This is a genomic window from Streptomyces sp. B21-083, from assembly GCF_036898825.1.
Classification (GTDB): domain Bacteria; phylum Actinomycetota; class Actinomycetes; order Streptomycetales; family Streptomycetaceae; genus Streptomyces.
Window position 1 is genome coordinate 3,238,892 of the sequence record NZ_JARUND010000001.1, and the last position, 26,548, is coordinate 3,265,439.

27 protein-coding genes are annotated in these 26,548 nt (G+C 70.4%); 12 read left to right on the top strand and 15 right to left on the bottom strand.

The features are described 5' to 3' along the window. Window positions 1-100: 100 nt before the first annotated feature. The 4 genes from QA861_RS14410 to QA861_RS14425 all read left to right on the top strand — a co-directional run bounded on the left by QA861_RS14410 (window position 101) and on the right by QA861_RS14425 (window position 6,493). Entirely contained in the window at window positions 101-2,485 is a 2,385-nt protein-coding gene (locus QA861_RS14410; RefSeq protein ID WP_334588727.1) for a ribonucleoside-diphosphate reductase subunit alpha, read from the top strand. Further along, window positions 2,485-3,510 carry a ribonucleotide-diphosphate reductase subunit beta gene (locus tag QA861_RS14415; protein WP_334588728.1) on the top strand — a complete coding sequence of 342 codons (1,026 nt, stop codon included), beginning with the start codon at window positions 2,485-2,487 and terminating at the stop codon, window positions 3,508-3,510. The genes QA861_RS14410 and QA861_RS14415 overlap by 1 nt, the downstream gene beginning before the upstream one ends. A gap of 310 nt (window positions 3,511-3,820) precedes the next feature. Further along, complete coding sequence (locus QA861_RS14420; RefSeq protein ID WP_334588729.1) at window positions 3,821-5,890, top strand: putative Ig domain-containing protein; 2,070 nt, start codon at window positions 3,821-3,823, stop codon at window positions 5,888-5,890. A gap of 105 nt (window positions 5,891-5,995) precedes the next feature. Next, a complete protein-coding gene (locus tag QA861_RS14425) occupies window positions 5,996-6,493 on the top strand; it encodes a hypothetical protein (RefSeq protein ID WP_334588730.1) in 498 nt (165 codons plus the stop codon). On the opposite strand, the gene QA861_RS14430 is transcribed toward QA861_RS14425, so the two are convergent. Beyond that, on the bottom strand, window positions 6,460-6,681 hold the full coding sequence (locus tag QA861_RS14430; protein ID WP_334588731.1) for a hypothetical protein: 222 nt from the start codon (window positions 6,679-6,681) through the stop codon (window positions 6,460-6,462). The two genes, QA861_RS14425 and QA861_RS14430, sit on opposite strands and share 34 nt — an antisense overlap. Before the next feature lie 93 nt (window positions 6,682-6,774). Here QA861_RS14430 and QA861_RS14435 point away from each other — a divergent pair, with 93 nt between their 5' ends. Then, on the top strand, window positions 6,775-7,737 hold the full coding sequence (locus QA861_RS14435; RefSeq protein WP_334588732.1) for a GlxA family transcriptional regulator: 963 nt from the start codon (window positions 6,775-6,777) through the stop codon (window positions 7,735-7,737). A 30-nt stretch (window positions 7,738-7,767) separates the two neighbouring features. Here QA861_RS14435 and QA861_RS14440 read toward each other — a convergent pair whose 3' ends face one another. The 10 genes from QA861_RS14440 to QA861_RS14485 all read right to left on the bottom strand — a co-directional run bounded on the left by QA861_RS14440 (window position 7,768) and on the right by QA861_RS14485 (window position 17,339). Next, window positions 7,768-9,138, bottom strand: coding sequence for a bifunctional albaflavenone monooxygenase/terpene synthase (locus tag QA861_RS14440; protein ID WP_334588733.1), 1,371 nt, complete (start codon window positions 9,136-9,138; stop codon window positions 7,768-7,770). Further along, complete coding sequence (cyc1, locus tag QA861_RS14445) at window positions 9,135-10,220, bottom strand: epi-isozizaene synthase (protein WP_334590553.1); 1,086 nt, start codon at window positions 10,218-10,220, stop codon at window positions 9,135-9,137. Before cyc1 ends, QA861_RS14440 begins: the two co-directional genes overlap by 4 nt. Window positions 10,221-10,527: 307 nt before the next feature. Next, the gene (gene def, locus QA861_RS14450; RefSeq protein WP_334588734.1) at window positions 10,528-11,178 is read right to left on the bottom strand and encodes a peptide deformylase; all 651 of its coding nucleotides are present in this window, start codon (window positions 11,176-11,178) and stop codon (window positions 10,528-10,530) included. A gap of 151 nt (window positions 11,179-11,329) precedes the next feature. After that, complete coding sequence (locus QA861_RS14455) at window positions 11,330-12,310, bottom strand: tetratricopeptide repeat protein (protein WP_334588735.1); 981 nt, start codon at window positions 12,308-12,310, stop codon at window positions 11,330-11,332. 157 nt (window positions 12,311-12,467) lie between these two features. Further along, the gene (locus QA861_RS14460; protein ID WP_334588736.1) at window positions 12,468-13,694 is read right to left on the bottom strand and encodes an HD-GYP domain-containing protein; all 1,227 of its coding nucleotides are present in this window, start codon (window positions 13,692-13,694) and stop codon (window positions 12,468-12,470) included. Then, on the bottom strand, window positions 13,691-15,085 hold the full coding sequence (locus QA861_RS14465) for an HD-GYP domain-containing protein (protein WP_334588737.1): 1,395 nt from the start codon (window positions 15,083-15,085) through the stop codon (window positions 13,691-13,693). The genes QA861_RS14460 and QA861_RS14465 overlap by 4 nt, the downstream gene beginning before the upstream one ends. Window positions 15,086-15,329: 244 nt before the next feature. After that, on the bottom strand, window positions 15,330-15,764 hold the full coding sequence (locus QA861_RS14470; RefSeq protein ID WP_334588738.1) for a roadblock/LC7 domain-containing protein: 435 nt from the start codon (window positions 15,762-15,764) through the stop codon (window positions 15,330-15,332). A gap of 18 nt (window positions 15,765-15,782) precedes the next feature. Continuing rightward, window positions 15,783-15,947, bottom strand: coding sequence for a hypothetical protein (locus QA861_RS14475; RefSeq protein WP_329271121.1), 165 nt, complete (start codon window positions 15,945-15,947; stop codon window positions 15,783-15,785). 152 nt (window positions 15,948-16,099) lie between these two features. Then, window positions 16,100-16,912 carry a hypothetical protein gene (locus QA861_RS14480; RefSeq protein ID WP_334588739.1) on the bottom strand — a complete coding sequence of 271 codons (813 nt, stop codon included), beginning with the start codon at window positions 16,910-16,912 and terminating at the stop codon, window positions 16,100-16,102. A 61-nt stretch (window positions 16,913-16,973) separates the two neighbouring features. After that, complete coding sequence (locus tag QA861_RS14485) at window positions 16,974-17,339, bottom strand: hypothetical protein (protein WP_334588740.1); 366 nt, start codon at window positions 17,337-17,339, stop codon at window positions 16,974-16,976. 163 nt (window positions 17,340-17,502) lie between these two features. Here QA861_RS14485 and QA861_RS14490 point away from each other — a divergent pair, with 163 nt between their 5' ends. After that, window positions 17,503-17,868 carry a hypothetical protein gene (locus QA861_RS14490; RefSeq protein WP_334588741.1) on the top strand — a complete coding sequence of 122 codons (366 nt, stop codon included), beginning with the start codon at window positions 17,503-17,505 and terminating at the stop codon, window positions 17,866-17,868. A gap of 106 nt (window positions 17,869-17,974) precedes the next feature. On the opposite strand, the gene rsrA is transcribed toward QA861_RS14490, so the two are convergent. The 4 genes from rsrA to QA861_RS14510 form a co-directional block, all read right to left on the bottom strand. After that, window positions 17,975-18,268, bottom strand: a complete 294-nt coding sequence (gene rsrA / locus QA861_RS14495; protein ID WP_006383419.1) for a mycothiol system anti-sigma-R factor — start codon at window positions 18,266-18,268, stop codon at window positions 17,975-17,977. Beyond that, on the bottom strand, window positions 18,265-18,945 hold the full coding sequence (gene sigR, locus QA861_RS14500) for an RNA polymerase sigma factor SigR (protein WP_044474046.1): 681 nt from the start codon (window positions 18,943-18,945) through the stop codon (window positions 18,265-18,267). Before sigR ends, rsrA begins: the two co-directional genes overlap by 4 nt. 255 nt (window positions 18,946-19,200) lie before the next feature. Continuing rightward, window positions 19,201-19,863, bottom strand: a complete 663-nt coding sequence (locus QA861_RS14505; RefSeq protein ID WP_334588742.1) for an alpha/beta hydrolase family protein — start codon at window positions 19,861-19,863, stop codon at window positions 19,201-19,203. Window position 19,864: 1 nt separating this feature from the next. Then, complete coding sequence (locus tag QA861_RS14510; RefSeq protein ID WP_334588743.1) at window positions 19,865-20,680, bottom strand: SOS response-associated peptidase; 816 nt, start codon at window positions 20,678-20,680, stop codon at window positions 19,865-19,867. Between the two features lie 467 nt (window positions 20,681-21,147). Here QA861_RS14510 and QA861_RS14515 point away from each other — a divergent pair, with 467 nt between their 5' ends. From QA861_RS14515 to QA861_RS14540, 6 genes are all read left to right on the top strand, one after another. Next, on the top strand, window positions 21,148-21,897 hold the full coding sequence (locus tag QA861_RS14515; RefSeq protein ID WP_334588744.1) for a class I SAM-dependent methyltransferase: 750 nt from the start codon (window positions 21,148-21,150) through the stop codon (window positions 21,895-21,897). 82 nt (window positions 21,898-21,979) lie between these two features. Beyond that, window positions 21,980-22,756 (top strand): DedA family protein, encoded by a 777-nt coding sequence (locus QA861_RS14520; protein WP_334588745.1) that lies wholly within the window; start codon window positions 21,980-21,982, stop codon window positions 22,754-22,756. A gap of 113 nt (window positions 22,757-22,869) precedes the next feature. After that, window positions 22,870-23,592: a M50 family metallopeptidase gene (locus QA861_RS14525; RefSeq protein WP_334588746.1), complete on the top strand. Its 723-nt coding sequence runs from the start codon at window positions 22,870-22,872 to the stop codon at window positions 23,590-23,592. A gap of 142 nt (window positions 23,593-23,734) precedes the next feature. Next, the gene (gene aroA / locus QA861_RS14530) at window positions 23,735-25,084 is read left to right on the top strand and encodes a 3-phosphoshikimate 1-carboxyvinyltransferase (RefSeq protein ID WP_334588747.1); all 1,350 of its coding nucleotides are present in this window, start codon (window positions 23,735-23,737) and stop codon (window positions 25,082-25,084) included. Window positions 25,085-25,100: 16 nt separating this feature from the next. Beyond that, complete coding sequence (gene rsgA / locus QA861_RS14535; RefSeq protein WP_334588748.1) at window positions 25,101-26,111, top strand: ribosome small subunit-dependent GTPase A; 1,011 nt, start codon at window positions 25,101-25,103, stop codon at window positions 26,109-26,111. Between the two features lie 104 nt (window positions 26,112-26,215). Further along, a complete protein-coding gene (locus QA861_RS14540) occupies window positions 26,216-26,539 on the top strand; it encodes a DMT family transporter (RefSeq protein WP_334588749.1) in 324 nt (107 codons plus the stop codon). Window positions 26,540-26,548 lie beyond the last annotated feature (9 nt).

The window sequence follows — 26,548 nt, forward strand, 5'->3', positions numbered from 1 at the left end:
CCTCGTGGAGTGGGCCGGTGGACGCACGCGTACCCGTAAGGCGTCCGTGTGCCCCGCTGCCCTCCGCAAGGCCCCGTGCCGAGCGAGGGAGAGCCCCCCTGTGACCATCGCGCCAGCCGAACCGGCTTCAGCGACCCCAGTGGCCCCAGTGGAGACGGACGGTCCCGGAACCGCGCTGCTGCGGACCCTGACCGAGCTGACCGCCGACCTTCCCGACGCCGACCCCGGACGGGTCGCCGCCGCCGCGCTGCGCGGCCGGTCCGCACGGGCCGATGTGTCGGAGCTGCGCGAGCTGGCCACCGAAGCCGCGGCCGGCCTCATCTCCGAGGACCCCTCCTACTCCCGGCTGGCCGCCCGGCTGCTGACCATCACCGTCGCCGCGGAGGCCGCCTCACAGGGCGTCACCTCCTTCTCCGAGTCGGTCGCGGTCGGGCACCGGGAGGGCCTGATCGCCGACCGCACCGCCGAGTTCGTACGGCTGCACACGGACCGTCTCGACGCCCTGATCGACGTCGAGGGCGACGACCGCTTCGGATACTTCGGGCTGCGGACGCTCCACAGTCGCTATCTCCTGCGCCACCCGATCACCCGCCGGGTCATCGAGACGCCCCAGCACTTCATGCTGCGGGTGGCGAGCGGCCTCGCCGAGGACACTGCGCTTGATTCGAAAACGGGCGTTCGGGCGCTGGACGAAGTCGCCGCGCTCTACCGGCTGATGAGCCACCTCGACTACCTCCCCTCCTCCCCCACCCTCTTCAACTCCGGTACCCGGCACCCCCAGATGTCGTCCTGCTACCTCCTCGACTCGCCCCTGGACGAGTTGGACTCCATCTACGACCGCTACCACCAGGTCGCCCGGCTCTCCAAGCACGCCGGGGGCATCGGACTGTCGTACTCCCGTATCCGCAGCCGCGGTTCGCTGATCCGGGGTACCAACGGGCACTCCAACGGCATCGTCCCGTTCCTGAAGACGCTGGACGCCTCCGTCGCCGCCGTGAACCAGGGCGGCCGACGCAAGGGCGCCGCCGCGGTCTACCTGGAGACCTGGCACTCGGACATCGAGGAGTTCCTGGAGCTGCGCGACAACACGGGTGAGGACGCCCGTCGTACGCACAACCTGAACCTCGCGCACTGGATCCCGGACGAGTTCATGCGCCGGGTGGACTCGGACGCGCTCTGGTCGCTCTTCTCCCCCTCCGACGTGCCCGAACTGGTCGACCTGTGGGGCGACGGGTTCGACGCCGCCTACCGCGCGGCCGAGGAGTCCGGGCTCGCCCGGAAGACCATCCCGGCCCGCGATCTGTACGGCCGCATGATGCGTACCCTCGCGCAGACCGGCAACGGCTGGATGACGTTCAAGGACGCGGCCAACCGCACCGCCAACCAGACGGCGGAGCCGGGCAGTGTCGTCCACTCCTCGAACCTGTGCACCGAGATCCTGGAGGTCACGGACGACGGGGAGACGGCGGTCTGCAACCTGGGTTCCGTGAACCTCGGCGCGTTCGTCGACACGGCGGCCGGGGACATCGACTGGGAGCGGCTGGACGCCACGGTCCGTACCGCCGTCACCTTCCTCGACCGGGTCGTCGACATCAACTTCTACCCGACCGAGCAGGCGGGCCGCTCGAACGCCCGGTGGCGCCCGGTCGGCCTGGGCGCGATGGGCCTCCAGGACGTCTTCTTCAAGCTGCGCGTCCCCTTCGACTCGCCCGAGGCCAGGGCCCTGTCCACGCGCATCGCCGAGCGAGTGATGCTCGCCGCGTACGAGGCCTCCGCCGACCTCGCCGAGCGCAGCGGCCCGCTGCCGGCCTGGGAGAAGACCCGTACGGCCCGGGGTGTGCTGCACCCCGACCACTACGACGTGGAGCTGAACTGGCCCGAGCGCTGGTCGGCGCTGCGCGAGCGGATCGCCTCGACCGGGATGCGCAACTCCCTGCTCCTGGCGATCGCGCCCACCGCGACCATCGCCTCGATCGCCGGGGTGTACGAGTGCATCGAGCCGCAGGTGTCCAACCTGTTCAAGCGCGAGACGCTTTCCGGCGAGTTCCTCCAGGTCAACTCGTACCTGGTGCGGGAGCTCAAGGACCTCGGCGTGTGGGATGCCCGCACCCGCGAGGCGCTGCGTGAGTCGAACGGCTCGGTGCAGGGCTTCGCCTGGATCCCGGCCGACGTACGGGCGTTGTACCGCACGGCGTGGGAGATCCCGCAGCGCGGCCTCATCGACATGGCCGCCGCGCGGACCCCGTTCCTGGACCAGTCGCAGTCCCTGAACCTGTTCCTGGAGACGCCGACGATCGGCAAGCTCTCCTCGATGTACGCGTACGCCTGGAAGTCGGGCCTGAAGACGACGTACTACCTGCGCTCGCGCCCGGCGACGCGTATCGCCCGGGCCGCGCAGGCGGCTGTCCCCGTCCAGCAGCCGTCGCCCGAAGACGCCGTCGCCTGCTCCCTTGAGAACCCCGAGTCCTGCGAGGCCTGCCAGTAATGACCACCGCACCTGAGAAGACCGAGAAGAACCTTCTCGACCCGGGCTTCGAGCTGACCCTCCGCCCCATGCGTTATCCGGACTTCTACGAGCGCTACCGGGACGCCATCAAGAACACCTGGACCGTCGAGGAGGTCGACCTCCACTCGGACGTCTCCGACCTGGCGAAGCTGTCCGAGGGTGAGCGGCACATGATCGGCCGGCTGGTCGCGTTCTTCGCGACGGGCGACTCGATCGTCTCGAACAACCTGGTGCTCACGCTCTACAAGCACATCAACTCCCCCGAGGCGCGGCTGTATCTGAGTCGCCAGCTGTTCGAGGAGGCCGTGCACGTCCAGTTCTATCTGACCCTGCTCGACACCTATCTCCCCGACCCGGCGGACCGGGCCGCCGCCTTCGACGCGGTGGAGAACATCCCGTCCATCCGCGAGAAGGCCGAGTTCTGCTTCCGGTGGATCAACGAGGTCGAGAAGCTCGACCGGCTGGAGACCAAGGCCGACCGCCGTCGTTTCCTCCTCAACCTCATCTGCTTCGCCGCGTGCATCGAGGGCCTGTTCTTCTACGGTGCTTTCGCGTACGTCTACTGGTTCCGCAGCCGGGGTCTGCTGCACGGTCTGGCCACCGGCACCAACTGGGTGTTCCGGGACGAGACGATGCACATGAGCTTCGCGTTCGAGGTGGTCGACACCGTCCGCAAGGAGGAGCCGGAGCTGTTCGACGAGCAGCTCCAGCAGCAGGTGACCGACATGATGCGGGAGGCGGTCGAGGCGGAACTCCAGTTCGGCCGGGACCTGTGCGGTGAGGGCCTGCCGGGCATGAACACCGAGTCGATGCGCCAGTACCTGGAGTGCGTCGCCGACCAGCGGCTGGCGCGCCTGGGCTTCGCCCCGGTGTACGGCTCCGAGAATCCCTTCTCCTTCATGGAGCTGCAAGGGGTCCAGGAGCTGACCAACTTCTTCGAGCGCCGCCCGTCGGCGTACCAGGTGGCCGTGGAGGGCACGGTCGACCTCGACGAGGATTTCTGACGCCTTGTCACTGATGGTGCCGGGCTTACCGAACAGTAAGTGCGGCACCATCCAGACCTCGGCTTCGCCCATGGACCGCTCATCGGCCGTCCATGGACCTCCTATGGAGCGGCAAAGTTCTTCCGGCACATCTGTTCCGGTCTCGTCGGCCCCGGCTACTTTTCTGGCGATCCTGTCATGCGCACATCGGCATCACAGAACGTTCAATGTGTCATGCCCCTGACGAAATCGCGCACTGCTGCCGCTACGCGCGTCACAGGCCTGCCACCCGCGTCGAGAACCCCACTCCAACGACGGAGGCAGTACCCCCATGCGTAAGACACGCACCGACAAGCCCCGGCGGAGCCTGCGAAGACTCCTGGTCGCCGCCGCACCCGCCCTCGCCCTCAGCCTCGCCGGACTCGTCGCGGCACCGGCGCACGCCGCTCCGGCAGTGCACGCGCCCGCGCCCACCTCGCACGTCACCCAGAACTCCAAGGCCCTCACCTCCCCGGACCGGCAGACGTTCCACTCGACCGGCAAGGCCGGCCAGAAGGTGCCGACCACGCATCTGTGCGCCACCGCCGAGCCCGGTCAAGCCTCCTGTTTCGCCCAGCGCCGGACCGACATCAAGCAGCGGCTGGCCGCCGCGGCCGCTGCCGCCGCGCCCTCCGGGCTCAGCCCGGCCAACCTGCACAGCGCCTACAACCTCCCGTCGACCGGCGGCTCCGGCCTGACAGTCGCCGTCGTGGACGCGTACAACGACCCCAACGCCGAGTCGGACCTCGCCACTTACCGTTCGCAGTACGGCCTGTCCGCCTGCACCAAGGCAAGCGGCTGCTTCAAGCAGGTCAGTCAGACCGGTTCGACGACCTCGCTGCCGACCAACGACACCGGCTGGGCCGGCGAAGAGGCGCTCGACCTCGACATGGTCAGCGCCGTCTGCCCCAACTGCAACATCATCCTTGTCGAGGCCGGCTCCGCCAACGACTCCGACCTCGGCATCGCCGAGAACGAGGCCGTGGCGCTCGGCGCGAAGTTCGTCTCCAACAGCTGGGGCGGCGCCGAGGCGTCATCCCAGACCACCGAGGACACCTCGTACTTCAAGCACCCCGGTGTCGCGATCACGGTCAGCTCGGGTGACAGCGCCTACGGCGCCGAGTACCCGGCAACCTCCCAGTACGTGACCGCGGTCGGCGGCACCGCCCTCTCCACCTCCTCCAACTCCCGCGGCTGGACCGAGTCCGTGTGGAAGACCAACAGCACGGAGGGGACCGGGTCCGGCTGCTCGGCGTACGACGCCAAGCCGAGCTGGCAGACCGACACCGGGTGCGCCAAGCGCATGGAGTCGGATGTCTCGGCCGTCGCCGACCCCGCCACCGGTGTGGCCGTCTACGACACCTACGGCGGCTCCGGCTGGGCCGTCTACGGTGGTACGAGCGCCTCGGCGCCGATCATCGCGGGCGTGTACGCGCTGGCCGGCACCCCGGGTTCCAGTGACTACCCGGCGAAGTACCCGTACAGCCACACGAGCAACCTGTACGACGTCACCAGCGGCAACAACGGCTCGTGCTCGACCTCGTACTTCTGCACCGCGACCACCGGCTACGACGGTCCGACCGGCTGGGGCACCCCCAACGGCACCACCGCCTTCACCTCGGGCAGCAGCACGGGCAACACGGTGACCGTCACCAACCCGGGCAGTCGGTCGACCACGACCGGCGGCGCGGTCAGCCTGCAGATCAGCGCGTCCGACAGCGCGGGGGCGACCCTCACCTACAGCGCGAGCGGTCTGCCGACCGGGCTGTCGATCAGCGGCTCGACCGGCCTGATCTCCGGTACGGCGTCCACCGCGGGCACCTACCAGGTCACCGTGACCGCGAAGGACAGCACCGGCGCCTCCGGCTCAGCCTCCTTCAGCTGGACCGTCGGGTCGAGCAGCGGCACCTGCACCTCGTCCCAGCTGCTCGGCAACCCCGGCTTCGAGTCGGGCAACACCACCTGGACCGCCTCCACCAGCGTCATCAGCAACTCCACCAGTGAGTCGGCGCACGCCGGGTCCTACTACGCGTGGCTGGACGGGTACGGCTCCGCGCACACCGACACGCTGTCCCAGTCGGTGACCGTGCCCAGCGGCTGCAAGGCCACCTTCACCTTCTACCTGCACGTCGACACCAAGGAGACCTCCACCAGCACCGCCTACGACAAGCTGACGGTCACCGCCGGATCGACCACCCTGGCGACGTACTCGAACGTCAACGCCGCCTCGGGCTACGCGCAGAAGTCCTTCGACCTCTCCTCGTACGCCGGCTCCACCGTCACCCTGAAGTTCAGCGGTGTCGAGGACTCCTCGCTCCAGACCAGCTTCGTCCTCGACGACACAGCCGTCACGACCAGCTGATCACCGCTTCGCACCCAGCCCCGGTCGCCGCCCTTCGCGGCCGGGGCTTCGGTGTGGGATCCGGACGTGCGGGTCACCCGTCGAACGGAAGAAGGAGGCTCCCCCATGCGTCGAACGATCCGCCGGCACGCGACCCTCGCCCTCCCGGTACTCACTCTCACCATCGCCCTCGCAGGCTGCGCCGACCGGAGTGACAGCGGCAGGGACGGCGGCAGCAGCGTGTCGGCCCCCTCCACGGCGAGCACGAGCCCGAACACGAGCGCGAGCCCGACCCCCAGTCCTGCGGGCTGTGCGGCAACGACGACGCTCGGCGCCCGCGACAGCGGCCGTACGGTGTGCCTGACGGTGGGCGACACGGTCCGCATCAGCCTCGACGGAACCTCCGAGCGGCCCTGGAAGCCGCTCACGGCGAGCGGCGCCGGCCTGGAGGCGGCCAACAGCGGGGTCGTGCTGCGAGCCGGCGACGCGAGCGCCGCCTTCAAGGCCGTATCGGCGGGCAGGACCCGGCTGGAGTCCACGCGGCCGCTGTGCGCCGCCGCCCGGCCAGGCCAGGTCTCGTGCCGGGGGATTCAGGAGTGGTGGGTCGCCGTGGTGGTGAAGTAGAGGCGCCACCGCGCGGGACGCTCCGTGGGGCCGATCGGCCCGTCCTCCCCTCGAACCCGCTCGGCCTCGCGGATCTGATGGTCGATGCGACGGTCCTTGGCGATGCCGATCAGGGACGGAAGGGCGAGGGCCGCGAAGATCGCGACGACGACGAGGATTCCGACGATGTTGTCCGTTGCTGTGTTCATGGACATCAGTCTCGACCCGAACACTCCTGACCGTCAGTGGCAGGACTGCCGCACACCCTCGATTTCCTGCCAAAGGCGAGGCACACTGGCAGCATGCTCGAAAACGTGGCCGTCGTCCTGCTCGACGGAGTGCATCCCTTTGAACTCGGTGTCGTCTGCGAGGTCTTCGGTCTGGACCGCGGCGACGAGGGCCTGCCGGTGTACGACTTCGCCGTCGCCTCGGCCGAGGGTCCGACCCTGACCACCCACGCGGGCTTCACCGTGGGTACGGAACACGGGCTGGAGCGGCTGGAGACGGCCGATCTGATCGCCGTACCGGCCGGGGAGACCTATGTGAACCGGGAGTACCCGCCGGAGCTGCTGGACGCGCTGCGGCGGGCCGTGGAGCGCGGCGCCCGGGTGCTCAGCGTGTGTTCCGGCGCCTTCGTGCTCGCCGCCGCGGGACTGCTGGACGGCCTGCGCTGCGCGGTGCACTGGCGGCACGCGGAGGAACTGGCCCGGCGCTATCCGCGGGTCCTGGTCGAGCCGGACGTGCTGTACGTCGACACCGGGCTGGTGATCACCTCCGCCGGTACGGCCGCCGGGATCGACGCCTGTCTGCACCTCGTACGCCTGGAGCACGGGCCCGAGGTCGCCAACGCCATCGCCCGGCGGATGGTCGTACCGCCGCACCGGGACGGCGGACAGGCCCAGTACATCGAGCGGCCCCTGCCCCGGTCGCGGTGCGACACGGTCGGGGAGGTGCTGGTGTGGATGGAGCGCCATCTCGACGAGGAGGTGACCGTCGAGCAGCTCGCCGAGCGCGCCCACATGTCGCCCCGAACCTTCGCCCGCCGCTTCCAGCAGGAGACCGGCACCACGCCCTACCGCTGGATTCTGCGGCAACGCGTGCTGCTGGCCCAGCAGTTGCTGGAGGCGACGGACGAGACGATGGACGCGATCGCCTGGCGCACCGGGTTCGGCAACGCGGCGGCGCTGCGCCATCAGTTCGTACGGTCGCTGGGCACGACCCCGCAGGCGTACCGGCGTACGTTCAAGGGCCCGGAGGCCGCCTGAACGCACGCCCGCGCGACCACCCGGGCCGCTTCAGCGGGGTATCGCCCGCAGGAGCATCCGGTCCGGGTGCAGGGTGATGCCCACGCGGAGCGCGTCCCGCGATTCGGGCACCCGTTCGAAACGCCACTTCCTCGCCAGCTCTGCCGTGAGAATGGTCAGCATGGCCATCGAGAAGTGGTCACTCGGACACTTGCGATTGCCCACACCGAACGGGGTCATCGCGTACTTGGGCAGGTCCTTGACGCGTTCCGGAAGCCAGCGGTCGGGGTCGAACTCGGTGTTCCGCTCGTACGAACGCGGATCGCGCTGTATCGCGTACGGGCTGTACACGAGATCGGCACCGGACGGAATCCGATAGCCGCCCAGCTCGGTCTCGGCCACCGCCCTCCGGGTCAATATCCATACGGGTGGCTGCAAACGCATCGTCTCGACGACGACATTGTTCGTGTGCCCCAGCTCGCGGACGTCAGCGAATGCGACCGGACGGTCGCCCGCGACGGATTCTCCCTCCTCGGCCACCTTGTCCGCGTGTTCCGGCTGCTCGGCGAGTACCTGGAGCAGCGACATGATCGTGGAGGCGACGGTTTCGGCGCCCGGGGTGACTATGGCGACGACCTGATCGTGGATCTCCTGTTCGCCTATGGGGTCGCCATTCTCGTCCTTCGCTGTCAGCAGCGCCGTCAGCAGATCGTCCGGATTCTGACCGGATGCCCGGCGTTCGGCCACGATCTCGTCGACGACGAGATGCATATCGGCCAGAGCCCGGTCGAATTTGCGGTTGGCAGGCAGGGGAAGCCGGTAGAGCGGTCCCGCCGGGATCACCATGCGCCGGTACATCCCCAGGAACACCGTGGCGAGCGCGGCGCACAGTCGTTCGGCGCGCTCGTCCATGTAATCGCCGCGCAGCAGACAGCGCGCCGCGATGCGCACGGCGACCCGGAAGGCCTCCGAGGTGCAGTCGATGATCTTGCCGGGCTGCCAGCGCCGGGCGAACGCCTGCGCCTCCTCCTCCATGATCGGCCCGTACTCGGGGAGGACGTCCAGCCTGAACGCGGGCTGGATGGTGCGCCGTTGACGCCGGTGGGTGGGCCCGTTGGCGGTGGCCACGCCCTGCTTGCCGAGCAGCCCTTCGAGGGACTCCCACAGCGGGCCGCCGATGATGTAGTCCGGGTTGAGGGCGAGTTCCCCGACCAGGTCCGGCGCGGTGGCGGCGTACACCGTCTTGGGGCCGAGTTTCAGCCGTACGACGTCGCCGTGGTCGCGGAGCCGGGCGAAGTAGCCCAGCGGGTCGCGGACCAGCTGCCAGCCGTGGCCGAGGAGCGGGACACCGCCGCCCGCGAAGGGCGGATCGGGCAGCTCCCTGGTGTCCGGGGACGCGGGGCGTACTGATTCGACGGTCATTTCTCACCTGCCGCTTCGTTGTTGACGTACGGGGGTGTGGCGCGGTCGTCCCAGTTGTCGACCATGTAACGGCCGGACTCGTGGTGGAACCAGTAGACGGAACTGAACCAGTTCCGCATATTGTCGAGACAGGCACTCAGGGCCCTGCTCGTTTCTTTTCCTCGCACGCTGCCGTCGTCGAGTGACGCGGCGAGACGGCGCACATCTTTTTCCGCCGCGAGGAATTCGTGGACGGCACCCTCGACCCGCCTCCTGATTTCCGCGACGGCCTCCTCGAGTGTCAGTCCCTCGTGCCGGATGAGACTGATCCCGAGATTGTGTACCTCGTCCCCCGCGATCTCCTTCGGAAGCGAGCAGAGGTCGTTGTACCAGGCGGCGAATTCCTGGCTCAGGAGAGCCGCCCGGCGGAATGCGGAGTTCTTCCTCACCACGTTGGGGAGTTCGCATCCCGCGCTCGGTTCCAGAAGATCGGTCCAGATCCAGTGCGCGAAGGTGAGCCGTCGCAGTTCGAGGTATTCCTCGACTTTTGGCACCGTTCCGTTTGTACGGTTGCGGAATTCGCGGTCGTACGCGTTGATCACCGCGTGGAAGTGCCGCGCGAAGCGGGCGTTCCACCTCCTGCCCAGGAACGAGTACAGGCGCAGCAGGCTGTCCGCGAACCCCGCGACCAGCGGATCCGGGTGGTGGAGATAGGGCCCGGGTTCGTCCAGCGCGGAATGGAGCAGTTCCTTGAGTTGCCGCCAGGCGGCGGGCCGGCCGTGCACGATGTCACGGTCGTGGCGGTCGTCCCAGACGAAGAACCAGGCGCTGTAGTCCGCTATCGCCTGGAGAACGTCGTCCGGGGCGCCGAGGTAGTACCCGGCCATGAGGTCGGTGTAGCAAAGGCCGTCGGCATATTCTGCGACCTTGTCCGGTGGCATGAGGCGTTTTTCCAGCAGCCAGGCCCTGGTCTTCTCCTGCAGTCGGGGCCAATACGGGTGCAGTTGCCGGGGAAACGCCGCCTCGATCACCGGTAAGGCCAGTGATGGTGGGATCGCTACCGCTGGTGTCGCCGGTGAGGTGCTGTGTGGGAAAGCAGGCACGAACAAACCCCTCTCAGCCGCGAGTTGGCGCAACACCCCTCCCGCCGTGCCGGGCGTGCGCCGTTGCGTATCCCCGCAGTTCCCATTCAGCACCACAACTGACCGTTCTGGGAACGCATTTGCTTCCTTCACTACCCCAAGCTGCCGAGATTCGCCGCTCACTTGACTGGTTACGGATCACGGTATGCGCACTTGAGTCCAGGTTTCGATCGAACGTGCGACGGACATGCGAACGGCTCCTGGTCAGGCATCGTCCTGACCAGGAGCCGTTCGGGTGTACGCCTGCCTCAGGCGTTGTCAGAAGTTGTCAGTCGTTCGCGACCACGGGGTACCGGGGCTCGTTCTCGGCCATCTGCCGCAGGGCGTCCTTGCGCTCGCGCTTGGAGAGCCGGTCGATGTACAGGTATCCGTACAGGTGATCGGTCTCGTGCTGCAGACAGCGCGCGAAGTAGCCGGTGCCCCGCACCTTGATGGGGTTGCCCTTCTCGTCCTGCCCGGTCACCTCGGCGTAGTCGGGCCGGGCCAGCGGCGCGTACGCGGTCGGCACCGAGAGGCAGCCCTCGTTGCTGTCGTCCAGCCGACGCCGGTCGGCGGACAGCTCGACCAGCTTCGGGTTGCAGATGACACCCGTGTGCCGGGCGCCGTCGTCGTCGGGGCAGTCGTAGATGAAGACCTTAAGGTCGACACCGACCTGGTTGGCGGCCAGACCCACGCCCTCGGCGGTGCGCTGGCTGGCGAACATGTCCGCGACCAACTGGTCCAGTTCCGGGCCGAACTCGGTGACGTCCTGGCACTCCTTGTGCAGCACCGGGTTGCCGACGACCGTGATGGGCCGCGAGGTCCCCCGCTCACGCCAGGCCGCCTCACGCTCCTCGCCGTCCTCGGTGTCGACGACGAACCCCTCGTCGTCCACGGGAAGCACGCCCACGTGCTGCTGATCGGTGTCCTGCTGCGCCATGCCGACGATGCCTTCCTACAAAATCCGGGGTGGTGAGTTGCTGATACAGGGTACGGGGAAGCGCCCTGTAGGAGCCGCCCCGCAGGGGCGCCCCTAGGGGCGCGGGGAACTGCGCGACAAGCCACGACGGCCCCGCACCCGGCAACGAGCCTCAGCAGACCTCTTCCAGATCCCGCCAGTCCCGAGTATCCGGACTGTCGGCGACCCACCCGTCCAGCAGCCCTCGCACGAGAGACGCCGGGGCCGCAAGGCCACACTCCCGCTCAGGCGCCCAGAACTGCCCGTCCGTACGGTGCCCCAGCGGCCCGGGATGCCCCGGCTCACTGTGATCGTGCGGATCGAGATGCTCCCCATCACCCTCGTCGGACGGCATCCGTGACTCCGAACACATCCGGCACAGCAACCGCACCGACGACGACCAGTCCTCCGCGGCGAACCCCGCGTCGGACGCCAGCCGCTCCAGGGCGTCCCTGTCGTCCTCGGCGGCGGCCTCCAGGAGGACCACCCAGGTGGGCACCGGCGAGGGCGCCCACAGCTCGATCTCGTCGAAGACGGGGTAGGAGTGCCCGGCCACGGTGGTCCGCTCCCCGTGGGGCACCCCGTCGTGCAGCACGACCTCGCCCCAGCGCCGCCCGGAGGACGGCAGCGGAATCGACAGCACCTCGACGCGCGCGGGGTCGAGCCGCCGCCCCCACACGACCTCGGCCTCGCCCTCCGGCGACAGCCGTACGGCCGCGCTGCCCAGGTCCATACCGACGGGCTCACCGGCGGCAGCGGCGCCCCCGGGCACCCGCAGCCCGTACGCCTGCCAGGCCCGACGGGCCAGCGGCCAGTCCTGCAGAGCCGTGGCCGCGATGCCCACGTTCCACCAGTCGGGGGCCCCGGTCTCCCGGTCGAGCAGGGCGATGGCGCGCAGGCCGGCCGCCCTCGCCTGTTCCCAGTCGTGCCGGAACTTGTGCAGCAGGGCCAGGTTGAACCAGGACTCGGACAGCCAGGGTTCCAGATCGGCGGCACGTGTCAGCAACGCGCCCGCGTCCTCGTACCGCCCGTCGCCGATCAGCGTGAACGCCCGGTCGGTGGCCTGCCGCCATGAGGCGGAGGGCCGGTGCCGCCCCTTGCCGAAGATCCTCACGATTCCCGCCTGCCAGTGCCGTGGAGTGGGCCGGCTTCTGCCCCCGTACAGCCTCTCCCTCGCATCCAACCACGGACCGCTGGAGGGGCGCTCATTACCCATGGGTTACCCAACCGAGGGCAGCGTAAGACCGTCCACCCCTCTCCCACCACCATCTTCAACCGATGCGCTCCCGGACGACGCCGCCATTCCTGGCGAGTACCCGCGCGAGGGATTCCACCACCTCGGGCTGATAGTCCCGGCCGGTACCGAGCCGCAGCTCCTCCAGCGCCCGCAGCGGGCCGCCCGCTCCGGCGTCCCGCACCTTCTCGTCGTAGGCGTTGACGGCCCGCACGATACGCGCGGATACGGGCTGTTCCCGGTACGGATCGGCCTGCCGCTCGACGACCACGGCGACGGCCGCGGCCACCCCCGTCTGCCGTACGACGGCCCCGCCGAGCAGCGCGATCCGGCGCTGTTCCGCCACCGGGAGTACGGCGGTGGCGCCGGCCGGTACCGGGTCGACCAGGCTGAGCTGCCCGATGTCGTGCATGAGGGCCGCGTACTCCAGCACGGTCAGCTCCGGCTCGGAGAGCCCCAGCTCCCGGCCCACCGCCCCGCTGAGCACCGCGACGCGCCGGGCGTGGCCGGCCGGCGTGTACCCGGCGATCTCGGTGGCTCGGGCCAGGGAGGCGATGGTCTGCCGGTAGGTGGCCCGCACGGCCGCGTACCGCCGGAAGGCGAACTGGGTGAGGAGCAAGGGCAGCGAGAAGACGGGCAGCGCCCAGAGCCCGACGACGGCGACGGCGAGCGCCATGACGATCCCGGTGGCACACACGGCCGTCCCGATCCCCAGCGTGGCCCGCAGCTCGTCCCGCAGCAGTGGGCCGAAGGGCCAGCCGGTGCGCGCGTGCGTGAGCGCGGCGGCGAGTACGGCGTCGCAGAGGGCGGTGAGCACGAGCAGCGCGACCAGCAGGAGGACGTAGGCGGGGCCACCCCAGGCCTCGAACACGCCCTGGTTGTAGAGGGGTTGGAAACAGATGGCGGCGAACCCGGCGGTGAGCACCCGGCGGGCGAGGTGGTCGGTGGTCGGCCCCTGTCCCCGCGCGACGTGCGGCACACAGCCGACGAGGGTGGCCGCGACGACGACGGTGACCACCTGGAGCGCGCCGTGGTGGGTGGCCCGTCCCGCGTCCTCCCCGAGCAGCGCGTACGACAGGGCCCCGGCGGCGGCGAGCGGCGCCGCCTCCCGCGCCCCGGGCCCGCTCCACCGGGTCAGCTCCCCGGCGATGACGAGCAGCCCGAAGGAGAGCGCGACGGCACGTTCGTCGAGCCCGGACCAGAGCGTGTGGGCAAGGGAGACGGCGACGAGCAGGGCGGCGGCGACACGGACGAGGACCCTCATCGCACCCTGCCTTCACTGCCGACCTGGCCGGGGATGCCGTCGGGGCGCATTGTTGTCCGGCTGCGAACAGGTGGGGCGGAGTCGGCTGTGACCGCCGGATGCCATCCACCCCGCCGCTCCAACCCCCGCACCAACGCCCCCACCATCACCGGATCGAACTGCGTCCCCGCGCACCGTTCGAGCTCCGCGAGAGCGACCCGCACCGGTCGCGCCCTGCTGTACGACCGCGTCGACGTCATCGCGTCGAACGCGTCGGCGACGGCGACCACCCGCGCGAACTCCGGGATCTGGCTGCCGACGAGCCCGTAGGGGTACCCGCTCCCGTCCAGCCGTTCGTGATGGTGCAGGATCGCCGACCGGGCCTCCCCGAGGAAGCCGATCCCCCGGACCATCTCGTGGCCGTACTCCGGGTGCAGCTCGATCACGCGCCGCTCCTCGGGGGTCAGCGGCCCGTCCTTGCGCAGCAGCCTCGTGGGAACGCCCAGCTTGCCGACGTCGTGCAGGATCCCGGCGAACCGCAGCACTTCCACCCGCTCGTCGTCCATGCCCAGTTCCCGCGCGATCACCATCGACGCCTGTCCGACCCGCTCGCTGTGCCCGCGCGTGTACCCGTCCTTGATGTCGACGGCCTGCACGAGCGCCCTGATCGTCGCCTGATGCGCCGCCCGCTCCCGGTGGTACTGGGCGAACACCCACCACGACACCCACATGGGGAGCAGCACGAGCAGCGCGGCGAGGGGCCCGTACGGGCTGCGCCACAGGACGGCCATCATGAGCCCGGCGAGCCCGTGCACCCCGACCGGCACCAGGGACCGTACGAACAGTCCCCGCCAGGCCAGCCGTATCGGCACCCGTTCGGCGAGCGCCAGGATGCCGCCGTCGAGCAGGGCCAGGACCAGGCAGAACGCGACCACGGCCGCTCCGGCGGCGGCCAGGGCGTACGGGAAGTAGGACGAGACGACCGTGTCGGGGCCGCCGAGCGACCAGTGCACCCGCGAGGCCGTCCAGGCGCCGATCCCGAGCTGTCCGGCCCGCCAGAGCCGACGTGGCCAGGGTGTCCGTTCCGTGCCCCGCACGAGGAGCGCGCCCGGCAGTGGCACGAGGGCGGCGGCGGCGGGCGGCAGCAGGAAGGCGCCGGCGAGCAGGACGGGCGTGTGCCAGCGGGGCGGTCCGCCGCCGGTGCCACCGGGACCGGCGGCACCCGGCCCCTCGTACCCCGCGCCGCCGCCGAACCGGCCGACCGCGAGCTGCTCGCACGCCGCGCACAGCGCGGCGAACAGCGCCACGGCGCCCCAGGGGGCGTGCGCGTACCGGACGGGCGCCGCGCAGAGGACGGCCCCGGCGGCGACGGCGATGACGTAGACACGCGCCCACGGTGTGATCGACCGCATGGCGCTCCCTCCCCCGTGTCCCGGACCGGCGCCGACCGGGCGTTCGGCGCGAGCCTGACCAGGCCCCGGGACATGGAGGATAGGGCGACCGGCAGCGGCCGTACGGAGGCATTGGGCGAATCTCAGGCCTCAGGAGCCGCAGATTAGCCCGTTAGAGGGAAGCGGGCGTATCAGACGTAACCGGCGACGGTACGAGACGTACGAGACCTTCGCGGACGGCCTCCACCCTCGCGCGGCTTCCGCCTCAGTACGCCACGTCCGCCGCCAGGACCTTGGCCAAGTCCTCGACCGCGGCCGGGGACTCACGCTGGAACGCGGCGATGTCCAGCCCGTCGTCGCCCACGACGGTCAGCAGGGCGCGTTCGCCGACGGCCAGCACGATCACGTGCCCGGAGCCGCACCGGGCGACCACCTCGCGCAGGGCGCCGACCTTCGCCTGCTCGGCGATACGGCGGCTCACCCCGAGCGTCGCGGCGGCGAGCGCGGCGACCGACTCGGGGTGCACGGTGTCCGCGTCGGCCACGACGAGAAGGCCGTCCACCGTGGACAGGACACTCTCGGAGACTCCCATCACCCGCTCCCGCAACGCGGTCAGGATGTCGGTCAGCTGGGATGCCTGGGCAGACTGGGGATCGTCGCTCTGGGGATTCGAGGGGCTCGGGGGGCTCAAGGGACCCATGGGACGTACTCCTTGCGGTCAGTCGGGCTCAGGAAGAGCGCGCAACGCATGGCGGACCCGCCGCAGCGTCTCGACAGAGGGTTGGTCGGCGGCCAGTTCTTCGGCCGAGGGGCCCAGCAGGGCGGGGTTTGCCGCACCCCGTACGGGAAGGGGCTTCCGTACGGGCAGAGGGGGTGTGCTCACCCCTTGGTCGTCGTGTTCCTGGTCCGCGCCCTCCGACGCGTTTCCCTCGCCGTTTCGCTCGCCGTTTCCCTCTTCGTTCTCATCAGCGCATCGGTCGGTGCTTTCGTCAGCACGTCGGTCGGTGCCTGGGTCATCTCTTCCATCGTCCGCACTCACTTCCCCCCTTTCTCTCCGCCACGGGGCATCCGCCTCGGCAGCGGCTCGGTTCTCGACGGCGCCGGCGGCCCGGCGGCCGGCGTACGGCCGGGGGTGACGCGTGGCGCCGTGCTGGGCCGGCCGCCGGGGACGGTCGGGGTCTCCCACCGGAGCAACCCGTACGACTCCATGCGGACCAGGTCCAGCATCACGGCGTACAGCCCGCGCCCCAGCGCGAAAGCGAGGTCCCGGGCCGTACGGCGCCCGTTGACCTGGTTCAGGATGTTCTCGTGCCGAGCGGACAGCGGCCCCTCGACAACCCCCGTACCGGGTACGGGCCGCACGCGGGCCAGTTCGCCCGGGGTTCCCCACAGGCGGGTGAGCAGCGCGATCCGACGCGTGGTCTCGTCGGTCAACTGCCGTGGTTCCACGCCCGGTCGGGCGAGAAGCGCCGGCTCCCGGTCACTCAGCTCCCAACTACCGGGCCCGCCCAGTGACATGGCGAAGGCCGCGTCGAACACGGCGGCCGTGCAGATGACTTCGAGCTCGACGGCGCCCACCAGTTTGTCGGCGACCAGGTGTTCACCGAGCAGTTCCGCGTCGCGCTGTGCGGCGCACGCTGCGAGCCAGTCCTCGTCGCCGATCCGGCCCGAGGTCAGCAGTGCCGAGGTGGCGGTCGGCGCCCCCGGTGTCTCGATCGCGCCCACGAGGCCGTCGCGCAGGTGGAGCGTGCCGCCCGGGGTGCCCGCGACCCGCACCGTGCCGCTGAACCCCTCCTCGCGCAGCCCCAGCAGGAGCGCGGGCAGATTGCGCGCGGCGGATGCCCTCATGCACTCACCCGCGCTCTCGTGCCGGTCGTACGGGTGGGGTCGGATCTGTCGGCGGGGTCCGTCATGCCAGCACCTCGCCGGCCAGGTCGCCCATGCTGCGCGCGGCGAGCGCGAGGTTGACCCGCTGCCGGTCGAGTCCGGCCGTCAGCAGCAGCGGGTCGCCGGCCGGGCGGCCCACCGTCAGCAGGACCTGATGGCGGTGCACGCTGGTCGTGACGACGCTCTCCAGCTCGCCCTCGGCGCCCGCCCGGCCCAGCCGTTCGGTGACGAGCGCGGCGAACTCGGAACTCTCCGAACCGTCCCCGGCCTCGGTGGTGTCCCCCGCCACTCCGTAGGTGAGGCCGGTGACGGCGTCGACGAGGGCGACACCGGTGACGCCGGGGGAGTCGAGGAACCGGGCCAGTGAAGCCTCAACTGCCGTCGACATTTCGCCATTCCCCCTTCGCGTACGACCGCTGCACAGTACTTTGAGCGACAACTTTCGTAACGCACACCGAAGTTGATGTTTTGTGACCCGCAAGTCGCTTGAGTTCGATCGTAGTTGCACGGACAGCGACCGGTCAGCGTCACTGAGGAATTGGGGCAGCAGAATGAACATCGAGACAGCGCTCAAGGAAGCCATGACCGTGGACGGGGCGCTCGGAGTGGCGCTCGTCGACTACGACAGCGGTATGTCGCTCGGCACCCTCGGCGGCGGCCCGGGCCTCGACCTGGAGCTCGCGGCGGCGGGAAACACCGAGGTCGTACGGGCGAAGATGCGCACGCTGGCCTCGCTGGACATGGATGACACCATCGAGGACATCCTGATCACGCTGGGCAGGCAGTACCACCTGATCCGCCCGCTGGCCAGCAGCAAGGGCGCGCTCTTCCTGTACGTCGCGCTCGACCGGTCGCGCAGCAACCTGGCGCTGGCCCGGCACAGCCTGAAGAGGATCGAGAACGGCCTGGACATCTGAGGTCCCAGCCCCGAACCGACAGGCAGGCAGGCAGGCAGGCAGGCAGAGAAACGGCGATCGGCCCCGCTCTCGCGGGGCCGACGACGTCTGGCGGTGTCCGGCGGGGTCAGCTCTCGGCAGCCACGTCGTGGTCGGGCACGGCCTGCCCGGAGCGGATCATGTCGAGCCGCCCCATGACCTTCGCGCGCAGGTCGGTCGGCACGTCGTCCTGACCGCAGCAGCGCTTGACGAGCTTCTTCACCGCCTGTTCGAGCCCGTACTTCTCCAGGCACGGAGAGCACTCGTCGAAGTGGACCTCGAACTTGGTGCAGTCCGAGTCCGGCATCTCCCGGTCGAGGAACTCGTAGAGATGATCGAGTACTTCACTGCAGTCCGTCTCGTGCGGCTCTCCGCAGCTCATGAGCCCGAGCCTTTCGCTTCGTTCGACTCTCCGGCACCGGCCGGGACCAGGCCACGGTCACGGGCGTAGTCCTCCAGCATGCCGCGCAGCTGACGACGGCCGCGGTGCAGCCGGGACATCACCGTACCGATGGGTGTCCCCATGATGTCCGCGATCTCCTTGTACGCAAAGCCCTCTACGTCCGCGAGATAGACCGCGATCCGGAATTCCTCCGGGATGGCCTGCAGCGCTTCCTTGACGTCCGAGTCGGGCAGGTGGTCGAGCGCCTGCGCCTCGGCGGAACGCAGACCGGTCGACATGTGCGACTCGGCACGCGCGAGCTGCCAGTCCTCGATCTCCTCGGCAGCGCTGCGCTGGGGCTCGCGCTGCTTCTTGCGGTACGAGTTGATGAACGTGTTCGTGAGAATCCGGTACAGCCACGCCTTGAGGTTGGTGCCCTCACGGAACTGGTGGAAGGACGCGTACGCCTTGGCGTACGTCTCCTGCACCAGGTCCTCGGCGTCGGCCGGATTGCGTGTCATGCGCAGCGCGGCCGAGTACATCTGGTCGAGGAATTCGAGCGCGTCCCGCTCGAAGCGCGCACTGCGCTCGGCGGTCGACTCACTCCTGCCCGGACCCTCGGGCTGCTCCGCCTGGCCGTGTTCGGTCCCTGCGTCGGTCCCAGTGACCGGACCCACCTCCTCCAGCGACGTGATGGGACCGAAACCGATCCCACTCGAATCGGAGGATAGACGAACATCGTGTCCGCCCGCCGCCCGAATAGGGGCGGTCTTCGACGCGTGCAGCACCGTCCAGTCCAGGTCAGCGCTGCTGCGGCGATTCGGGCAGATGGTCGAACCCATGCGGCGGACTTCCTCTCGTACGAACGGTCACCCCACGTTCGTGGCGTCTGATCCGCACAACAGTGGCTCACCGCCCGGCATTCCCGGCCCTCACCCGAGCGACGGCCCGAGTGACGCGATCCACTCCACGACCCGGCCCGTGATCACCGCCATGGCTTCCTCCTGCCCGATGGGTGCCCGTTTCGGTACGGCGAAACCATGATCGCCGTACGGCACCTCCACCAACTCGTGCTCCCCCGGCGGGAACTCGGCCGGTTTCCCGAACGGATCGTTGCCGCCCTGGACGACGAGGGTGGGTACCCCGGCCCCGAGCAGTTCGGCGGCCCGCGACTTCTCGGGCCTGCCCGGAGGGTGCAGCGGGAAGGAGAGCGCGAGCACGGCCACGGCGCCCAGTTCCCCGGCCGTACGACAGGCCACGCGGGCTCCGGCGCTGCGCCCGCCCGCGATCACCGGCAGTCCCGGCTTCGCGAGCGCGGGCCAGATTCCCCGCCACCCCACGTCCAGGGTCTTCGGCGCGGGCGCCAGCTTCTTTCCGGCCACCCGCCAGGGCTGCTCGACGAGCGCCACGGTGGCACCGTGTGCGGGCAGCTCCCCGGCGAGTGCCTGGAGGTCCCGCGCCTCGATGCCCCCGCCTGCGCCATGGCTGAAGGCCAGGACGAGCCGGGGCCGCGCGGCGGGACGCCAGGTGATGCGAGCGGTGCCCGCGTCGGTCTCGACGGTCTCGACGGCCTTGGTGGTGTTCTCGGTGCTCACGTCAGAAGAGTGTGCCCTCCTCGGGGCCCTCCAGCTCGGTCAGCAGCTCCGGTCCGTTGTTGCGGACGTTGCTGACGGCCGTGGAGACGGGGTAGGCGCGCAGCAGCCCGGTGGGCGGCGGCGCGAGCAGCCCGCGCAGTTCGTCCACATCCGTACGGGCCGGATCAAGCCAGGCGTCCCAGTGGTCCGGGGTGAGCATCAGGGGCATCCGGGGGTGGATGTCGGCCAGGGCGCGCGGGCCCTCGGCGGGGGCTGCCGCGAGCGGGGAGGTCTCGGCCTCGGTGGTGATGACCGAGCAGGTCACCCACCAGGCCAGCGGGTGCTCGTCGGGCAGGGTCCGGTCCCGCCAGAACTCGTACAGGCCCGCCATCGCGAAGACCGACCCATCGGCGGGCGCCACGAAGTACGGCTGCTTGCGCGGTCGCTTCTTCTTGCCCTCGACCTCCAGCTCGCGCTCGCCGGCCGCGGTGACCCACTCGTAGTAGCCGTCCGCCGGCAGGATGCAGCGCCGGGTGGTGAAGGCGCGACGGTACGAGGGCTTCTCGTGGACGGTCTCCGCGCGGGCGTTGATCATCCGGGCGCCGCCCTCGGGCGTCTTGGCCCAGGACGGCACGAGGCCCCACTTGAGCTTCCGCAGCTGCCGCACCGGTTTCGGGTCCTCGGCGTCCTTGAGGGGACGGTCGAGGACCGCGTAGACCTCTTTGGTCGGGGCCACGTTGTAGTCAGGGGCGAGTGTCTCCTCCGGCTCCCAGTGTTCGACCTCGAAGACTCCCGCGAGATCCTCGGGCGCCCGACTCGCCGCATACCGTCCGCACATCTGCAACCACCCCTCCGACCTGCGGAAACGCCAGATCATGCCGCTTCAGCCGCCACCGGTCAGCCTGGGCGCCGTCACTGAGCGCGGTCATGGCGAACAAGTCTCGCAGGTCCCGTTCCCGCCCGTCACGACCGCCCTGCACCCTCGACCGGACGCTCCACTCCGTCGTCGACCGTGGCCGGTTTCGTTCCGGTCAGGTGATGAGACCAGCCTCGCGGGCCATGAGGGCGGCCTGGACGCGGTTGGTCACCTACCGGGGCGGACAGCGCGAACACCATCACGAGTCCCACGCGTGCGGCGGTGGCCGCCCACGGTGAGGCCCCGGTGCTGATCACCCGCGTCGCCCTACGCAGCCGGGCGCCCTGTTCCTTCTGACGATCGACGACGTCCACCCCCTACTTTCGTAGGTGGAAGCCGTCGCCGATGGATGGATCCCATGCCGGACGCAACTTCCTAGCGTCAATTCCATGACCGACCGAGCCGCCTCCCGTGCCTCCCACGACCGTGCCCCGACGCGGCGCAACGCCGAGAACTGGATGTTCCTGCTTGAGGCGGCTCGTGATCTGCGCACCACCGGTGCCATCGCCCCCAGCGGCAAGGCCCTGGCCCGGGTCCTCACCGACCCCGTACGGGCACAGGCACCCCACCCACTGGCAGTCCTGGAAGTCGGCGCCGGCACCGGCCCTGTCACCCGGGCCCTGATACCGCGGCTGTCCCGGGGCGGCCGCCTGGACATCGTCGAGGCCAACCCGCGTTTCGCCGCGCGACTGCGCCGACTCGTCACCACGCACCCGGCCCTGACCGACCTGACGGACAGGACAGCGCAGGTGAACGTGTACGAGACCTACATCGAGCGGCTCGACACCGACCAGCGGTACGACGTCATCGTCTCCGGGCTGCCCCTGACCAACTTCGCGCCCCCGCAGGTCGAGCGCATCATGGCCCGCTACCTGGAACTCCTGCACCCCGGCGGCACGCTGACCTACTTCGCCTACCTCGGCACCCGCAGGGCCCGCGCCCTGACGGCATCGCGGGCCGAAGCCCGCCGCCACGCCGCCGTGGACGAGATCATGCGCACCTACCAGCGCACCTACGCCACCGGCCGGAGGACGGTGTGGGCCAACATTCCGCCCGCCTACGTCTGGCAGCTGCGCCGCCCCCTCGTCGACGCGGCGCAGGCCCGGTTCGAGCCGCGGCCGGACAGATCGAGCCGGTGAACGCGCTCTCCGACATCCTCGGCCACCCCCTCGTCGACGCGGCACAGGACCGGTCCGAGCCGCGGCCGGACAGAGCGAGCCGGTGAACGCGCTCTCCGACTTCCTCGGCCACCTCTCCCCGCCCGCGGCGTACGCGGTGGTGGCCGCCGCGGTCCTGGCCGAGTCGGTCCTTCTCGTCGGTGCCTTCATCCCGAGGCTGACCCTGCTGCTGACCGCCGGCGCGCTGGCCCGCGCCGGCCACATCAGCCTTCCCCTCGTCATCGCCGCCGCGGCCGGCGCCGTGGTGGCGGGTGACTTCCTCGCCCACCGCACCGGCGGGTTCCTGAGCGACCGGCTGCGCGGCGGAGGCATGGGCCGTCGGATACCGGGGGCCGCCTGGCAGCAGACGGAGACGCTGATGATCCGTCACGGCGGCCGAGCGGTGTTCCTGGCCCGCTTCCTGCCGGTGGTGCGCACCCTCGCCCCGCACCTCGCGGGCGCCACCCGTCTGCCCTACCGCCGCATCGCCCCGTACAGCGTCATCGCGGCCTGCACATGGGCCACGGCGGAGACGGGAGTCGGCTACGCCACCGCGACCTCTCTCCAGCGCGTCCTCACCCTGGGCGGTCCCGCCCTCGCCCTGGTGGCCCTGACGGCGATCGGGGGCGCGCTGCTGTGGCGACGAAGGCGCCGCCCGTCCACCGGCGATCCCGGCCCGTCTCCAGGCGAATGCGGTGGGCCGCAGCCCGGTCGGCCGCGACGCGATCCGCTCGCTCCCCGCCCCGGCGCGCGAACGCGACCCGGCAGGCCGGGAGATACCGGCCGTGCGGGGATCGGTCCGGATCACTCCGGATCACTCCGCAGCTCTCGCTCTCGGTGACCTGCGCGTTCACTGCCAGGAACGATCGGTGGCATCACGGCGTCTCAGCCAGTGGCCGTACATACGTGCCACACTGCCTGATTCGACGCGACGCTAGGGAGCCTCCGCAGACAATGACCAGCACCGCATCCACCTCGCTGGCCGGCCTCTGGGACGAGATATTCGGCAGCCAGCCCGACCCCGACCTGTGGGTGGTGATCGCGACGATGGTGGCCGCGCTCGCCGTGATCGTCCCGCATCCCCTGTGGCGCCTCTCGCGCAACGCGATCACCATCGCGCACGAGGGCGGCCACGGTCTGGTCGCGCTGCTGACCGGCCGCACCCTCACCGGCATACGCCTGCACTCCGACACCAGCGGCCTCACGGTCAGCCGGGGCAAGCCGCACGGCCTCGGCATGATCCTCACGGCCGCCTTCGGCTACACCGCTCCCCCGCTGCTCGGCCTCGGCGGCGCCGCGCTCCTCGCCGCCGGCCACATCACGGCCCTCCTGTGGCTGGCCACGGTGCTGCTGGTGGCGATGCTGGTGATGATCCGCAACGCGTACGGCGCCCTCACGGTGTTCGTCACCGGCGGCACCTTCGTGGTGGTGTCCTGGCTCGCCGGCCCCCAGGTGCAGGCGGCGTTCGCCTACGCGGTCGTGTGGTTCCTGCTCCTGGGCGGAGTCCGCCCGGCCTTCGAACTCCAGGCCAAGCGCAGGAGGGGCGGAGCGGGCGACTCGGACGCGGACCAGTTGTCCCGACTGACACACGTACCGGCGGGCCTGTGGCTCTTCCTGTTCCACGCGGTGAGCCTGTGCTCACTGATAGGCGGAGCCAGGTGGCTGCTGGAGGTGTAGACGGGCCGACGGGCTATGACGCCGCCCCGCAGGGGCAGGCGCTCAGGGGCGCGGGGCTGTGTCTGTTTGCGGCTCCGCCGCGGGGCACGACCAGCCACAACGGCGCCGCACCCGAAGAACGACCGCCCACTAAAGTAAACCTATGGCCCCGAACCCCGCAGACACCGCCCTCTGGCCCGCCCCGCACGCGACCGGAGCCGTCGACGCGACGGTCCACGTGCCCGGGTCCAAGTCCGTCACCAACCGCGCCCTCATCCTCGCCGCCCTCGCCTCGGAGCCCGGCTGGCTGCGCCGCCCGCTCCGTTCCCGCGACACCCTCCTGATGGCGGGCGCCCTGCGCACGATGGGCGTCGGCATCGAGGAGACGGTGTCATCGAGTTCCTCCGTCGCGGGAGGCCCGGGAGACCCCGGCGGTTCCGGCGAGGCCTGGCGCGTGATCCCCTCCGGTCTGCACGGCCCCGCCACCGTCGACGTCGGCAACGCCGGCACCGTGATGCGCTTCCTGCCCCCGGTCGCCGCCCTCGCCGACGGCCCCATCCGCTTCGACGGCGATCCACGTTCGTACGAGCGTCCGCTGCACGGCGTGATCGACGGCCTGCGCGCCCTCGGCGCCCGCATCGACGACGACGGGCGCGGCGCGCTCCCGCTGACGGTGCACGGCAGCGGCGCCCTCGACGGCGGCCCGGTGTCGATCGACGCGTCCTCGTCGTCCCAGTTCGTGAGCGCCCTGCTCCTCTCCGCGCCGCGCTTCAACCAGGGCGTAGAGGTCCGCCACACCGGCGCGACCCTGCCCTCGCTCCCCCACATCCGTATGACCGTCGACATGCTGCGCGCGGTCGGCGCCCAGGTGGACACCCCCGAGTCGGGCGGCGAGCCGAACGTCTGGCGGGTCACCCCGGGCGCGCTGCTCGGCCGGGACCTGACCATCGAGCCGGACCTCTCCAACGCCCAGCCGTTCCTGGCGGCGGCCCTGGTGACCGGCGGCAGGGTGACGATCCCCGACTGGCCGGCCCGCACCACCCAGCCCGGCGACCGGCTCCGCGAGATCTTCACGGAGATGGGCGGCTCCTGCGAACTCACCGAGTACGGGCTGGAGTTCACGGGCTCCGGGTCGATCCACGGCATCGACGTGGACCTGAGCGAGGTCGGCGAGCTGACCCCGGGCATCGCGGCGGTCGCCGCCCTCGCGGACTCCCCCTCCACCCTCACAGGGGTGGCCCATCTGCGCCTCCACGAGACGGACCGCCTCGCGGCCCTGACCAAGGAGATCAACGAACTCGGCGGCGACGTGACCGAGACGGCCGACGGCCTGCACATCCGCCCGCGCCCCCTGCACGGCGGCACCTTCCACACGTACGAGGACCACCGGATGGCGACGGCCGGCGCGATCATCGGTCTGGCGGTGAAGGGCGTACGGATCGAGAACGTGGCGACGACGGCGAAGACCCTCCCGGACTTCCCCGATCTGTGGGCCGGAATGCTCGGGAACTGACGGGCGGACCGGAATCATGCGCCGCTACGGCAAGAACACCGACGAGGACGACATCCGCTCCCGCCCGAACCGCAAGGGCAACCGACCCCGTACGAACATCCGCCCGAAGCACGAGGACGCGGCCGACGGCATGGTCCTCACCGTCGACCGGGGCCGGCTGACCGTCCTGGTCGACGACCGGATCGTCATGGCGATGAAGGCCCGCGAACTGGGCCGAAAGGCCGCGGTGGTCGGCGACCACGTTGCCGTCATCGGCGACCTCTCCGGCAAGAAGGACACCCTGGCCCGTATCGTCCGTATCGGGGAGCGCACCTCGCTCCTGCGCCGCACGGCGGACGACGACGACCCCTACGAGCGGGTGGTCGTGGCCAACGCCGACCAACTGGCCATCGTCACCGCCCTGGCCGACCCGGAACCCCGCCCCCGTCTGATCGACCGCTGCCTGGTGGCGGCCTACGCCGGCGGCCTGACCCCGCTCCTGGTCCTGACCAAGTCGGACCTGTCCCCGCCCGACAAGCTCCTGGAGCTGTACGGCGCCCTGGACATCCCGTACGTCGTCACGAGCCGCCCGGAGCTGGAGAGCGGGGCCGCCGTGGCCCGCGTACGCGAGCAGCTGGACGGCAAGATCACGGCGTTCGTCGGCCACTCAGGCGTGGGCAAGACGACCCTGGTCAACGCCCTGGTGCCGAACGACCAGCGGCGCTCGACAGGACACGTCAACGCGGTCACGGGCCGGGGCCGGCACACCACCACCTCCGCCCTCGCCCTTCCCCTCTCGGGCGACGCGGGCTGGGTGGTCGACACCCCGGGCGTACGTTCGTTCGGGCTGCACCATGTCGACCCGTCCCTCGTGATCCACGCCTTCCCCGACCTGGAACCGGGTACGGAGGGCTGCCCGCGCGCGTGCAGTCACGACGAGCCCGACTGCGCGCTGGACGAGTGGGTGGAGAAGGGGCACGCCGACCCTGCACGCCTCTACTCCCTGCGGCGACTGCTGTCGACAAGGGAGCGAACAGAGGGCGACTGACCTCCGCGTTGTTTGGCCGCGGCGAGAGCCGGTAAGTGCATAATCGCACCGAGCCGGATCCGAGCGTGACGAAGCGGTCGACGTGGTACACGGGAGGACAGGACATGGCGTGGCTGCTGGTCGTTGTGGCGGGACTCCTCGAAACCGGCTTCGCCGTCTGCCTGAAGCTGTCCCACGGTTTCACCCGTCTGTGGCCGACGGTCGCGTTCTGCGTGTTCGCCCTCGGCAGCTTCGGCCTGCTGACGCTCTCCCTGAAGAAGCTCGACGTGGGCCCGGCGTACGCGGTGTGGACCGGCATCGGCGCGGCGGGCACCACGATCTACGGGATGATCTTCCTCGACGACCTGGTGTCCGTCCTGAAGATCGTCTCGATCAGCCTGGTGATCATCGGCGTGATCGGCCTGCAGCTGTCGGGCTCGTCCCACTGACCGCACCGG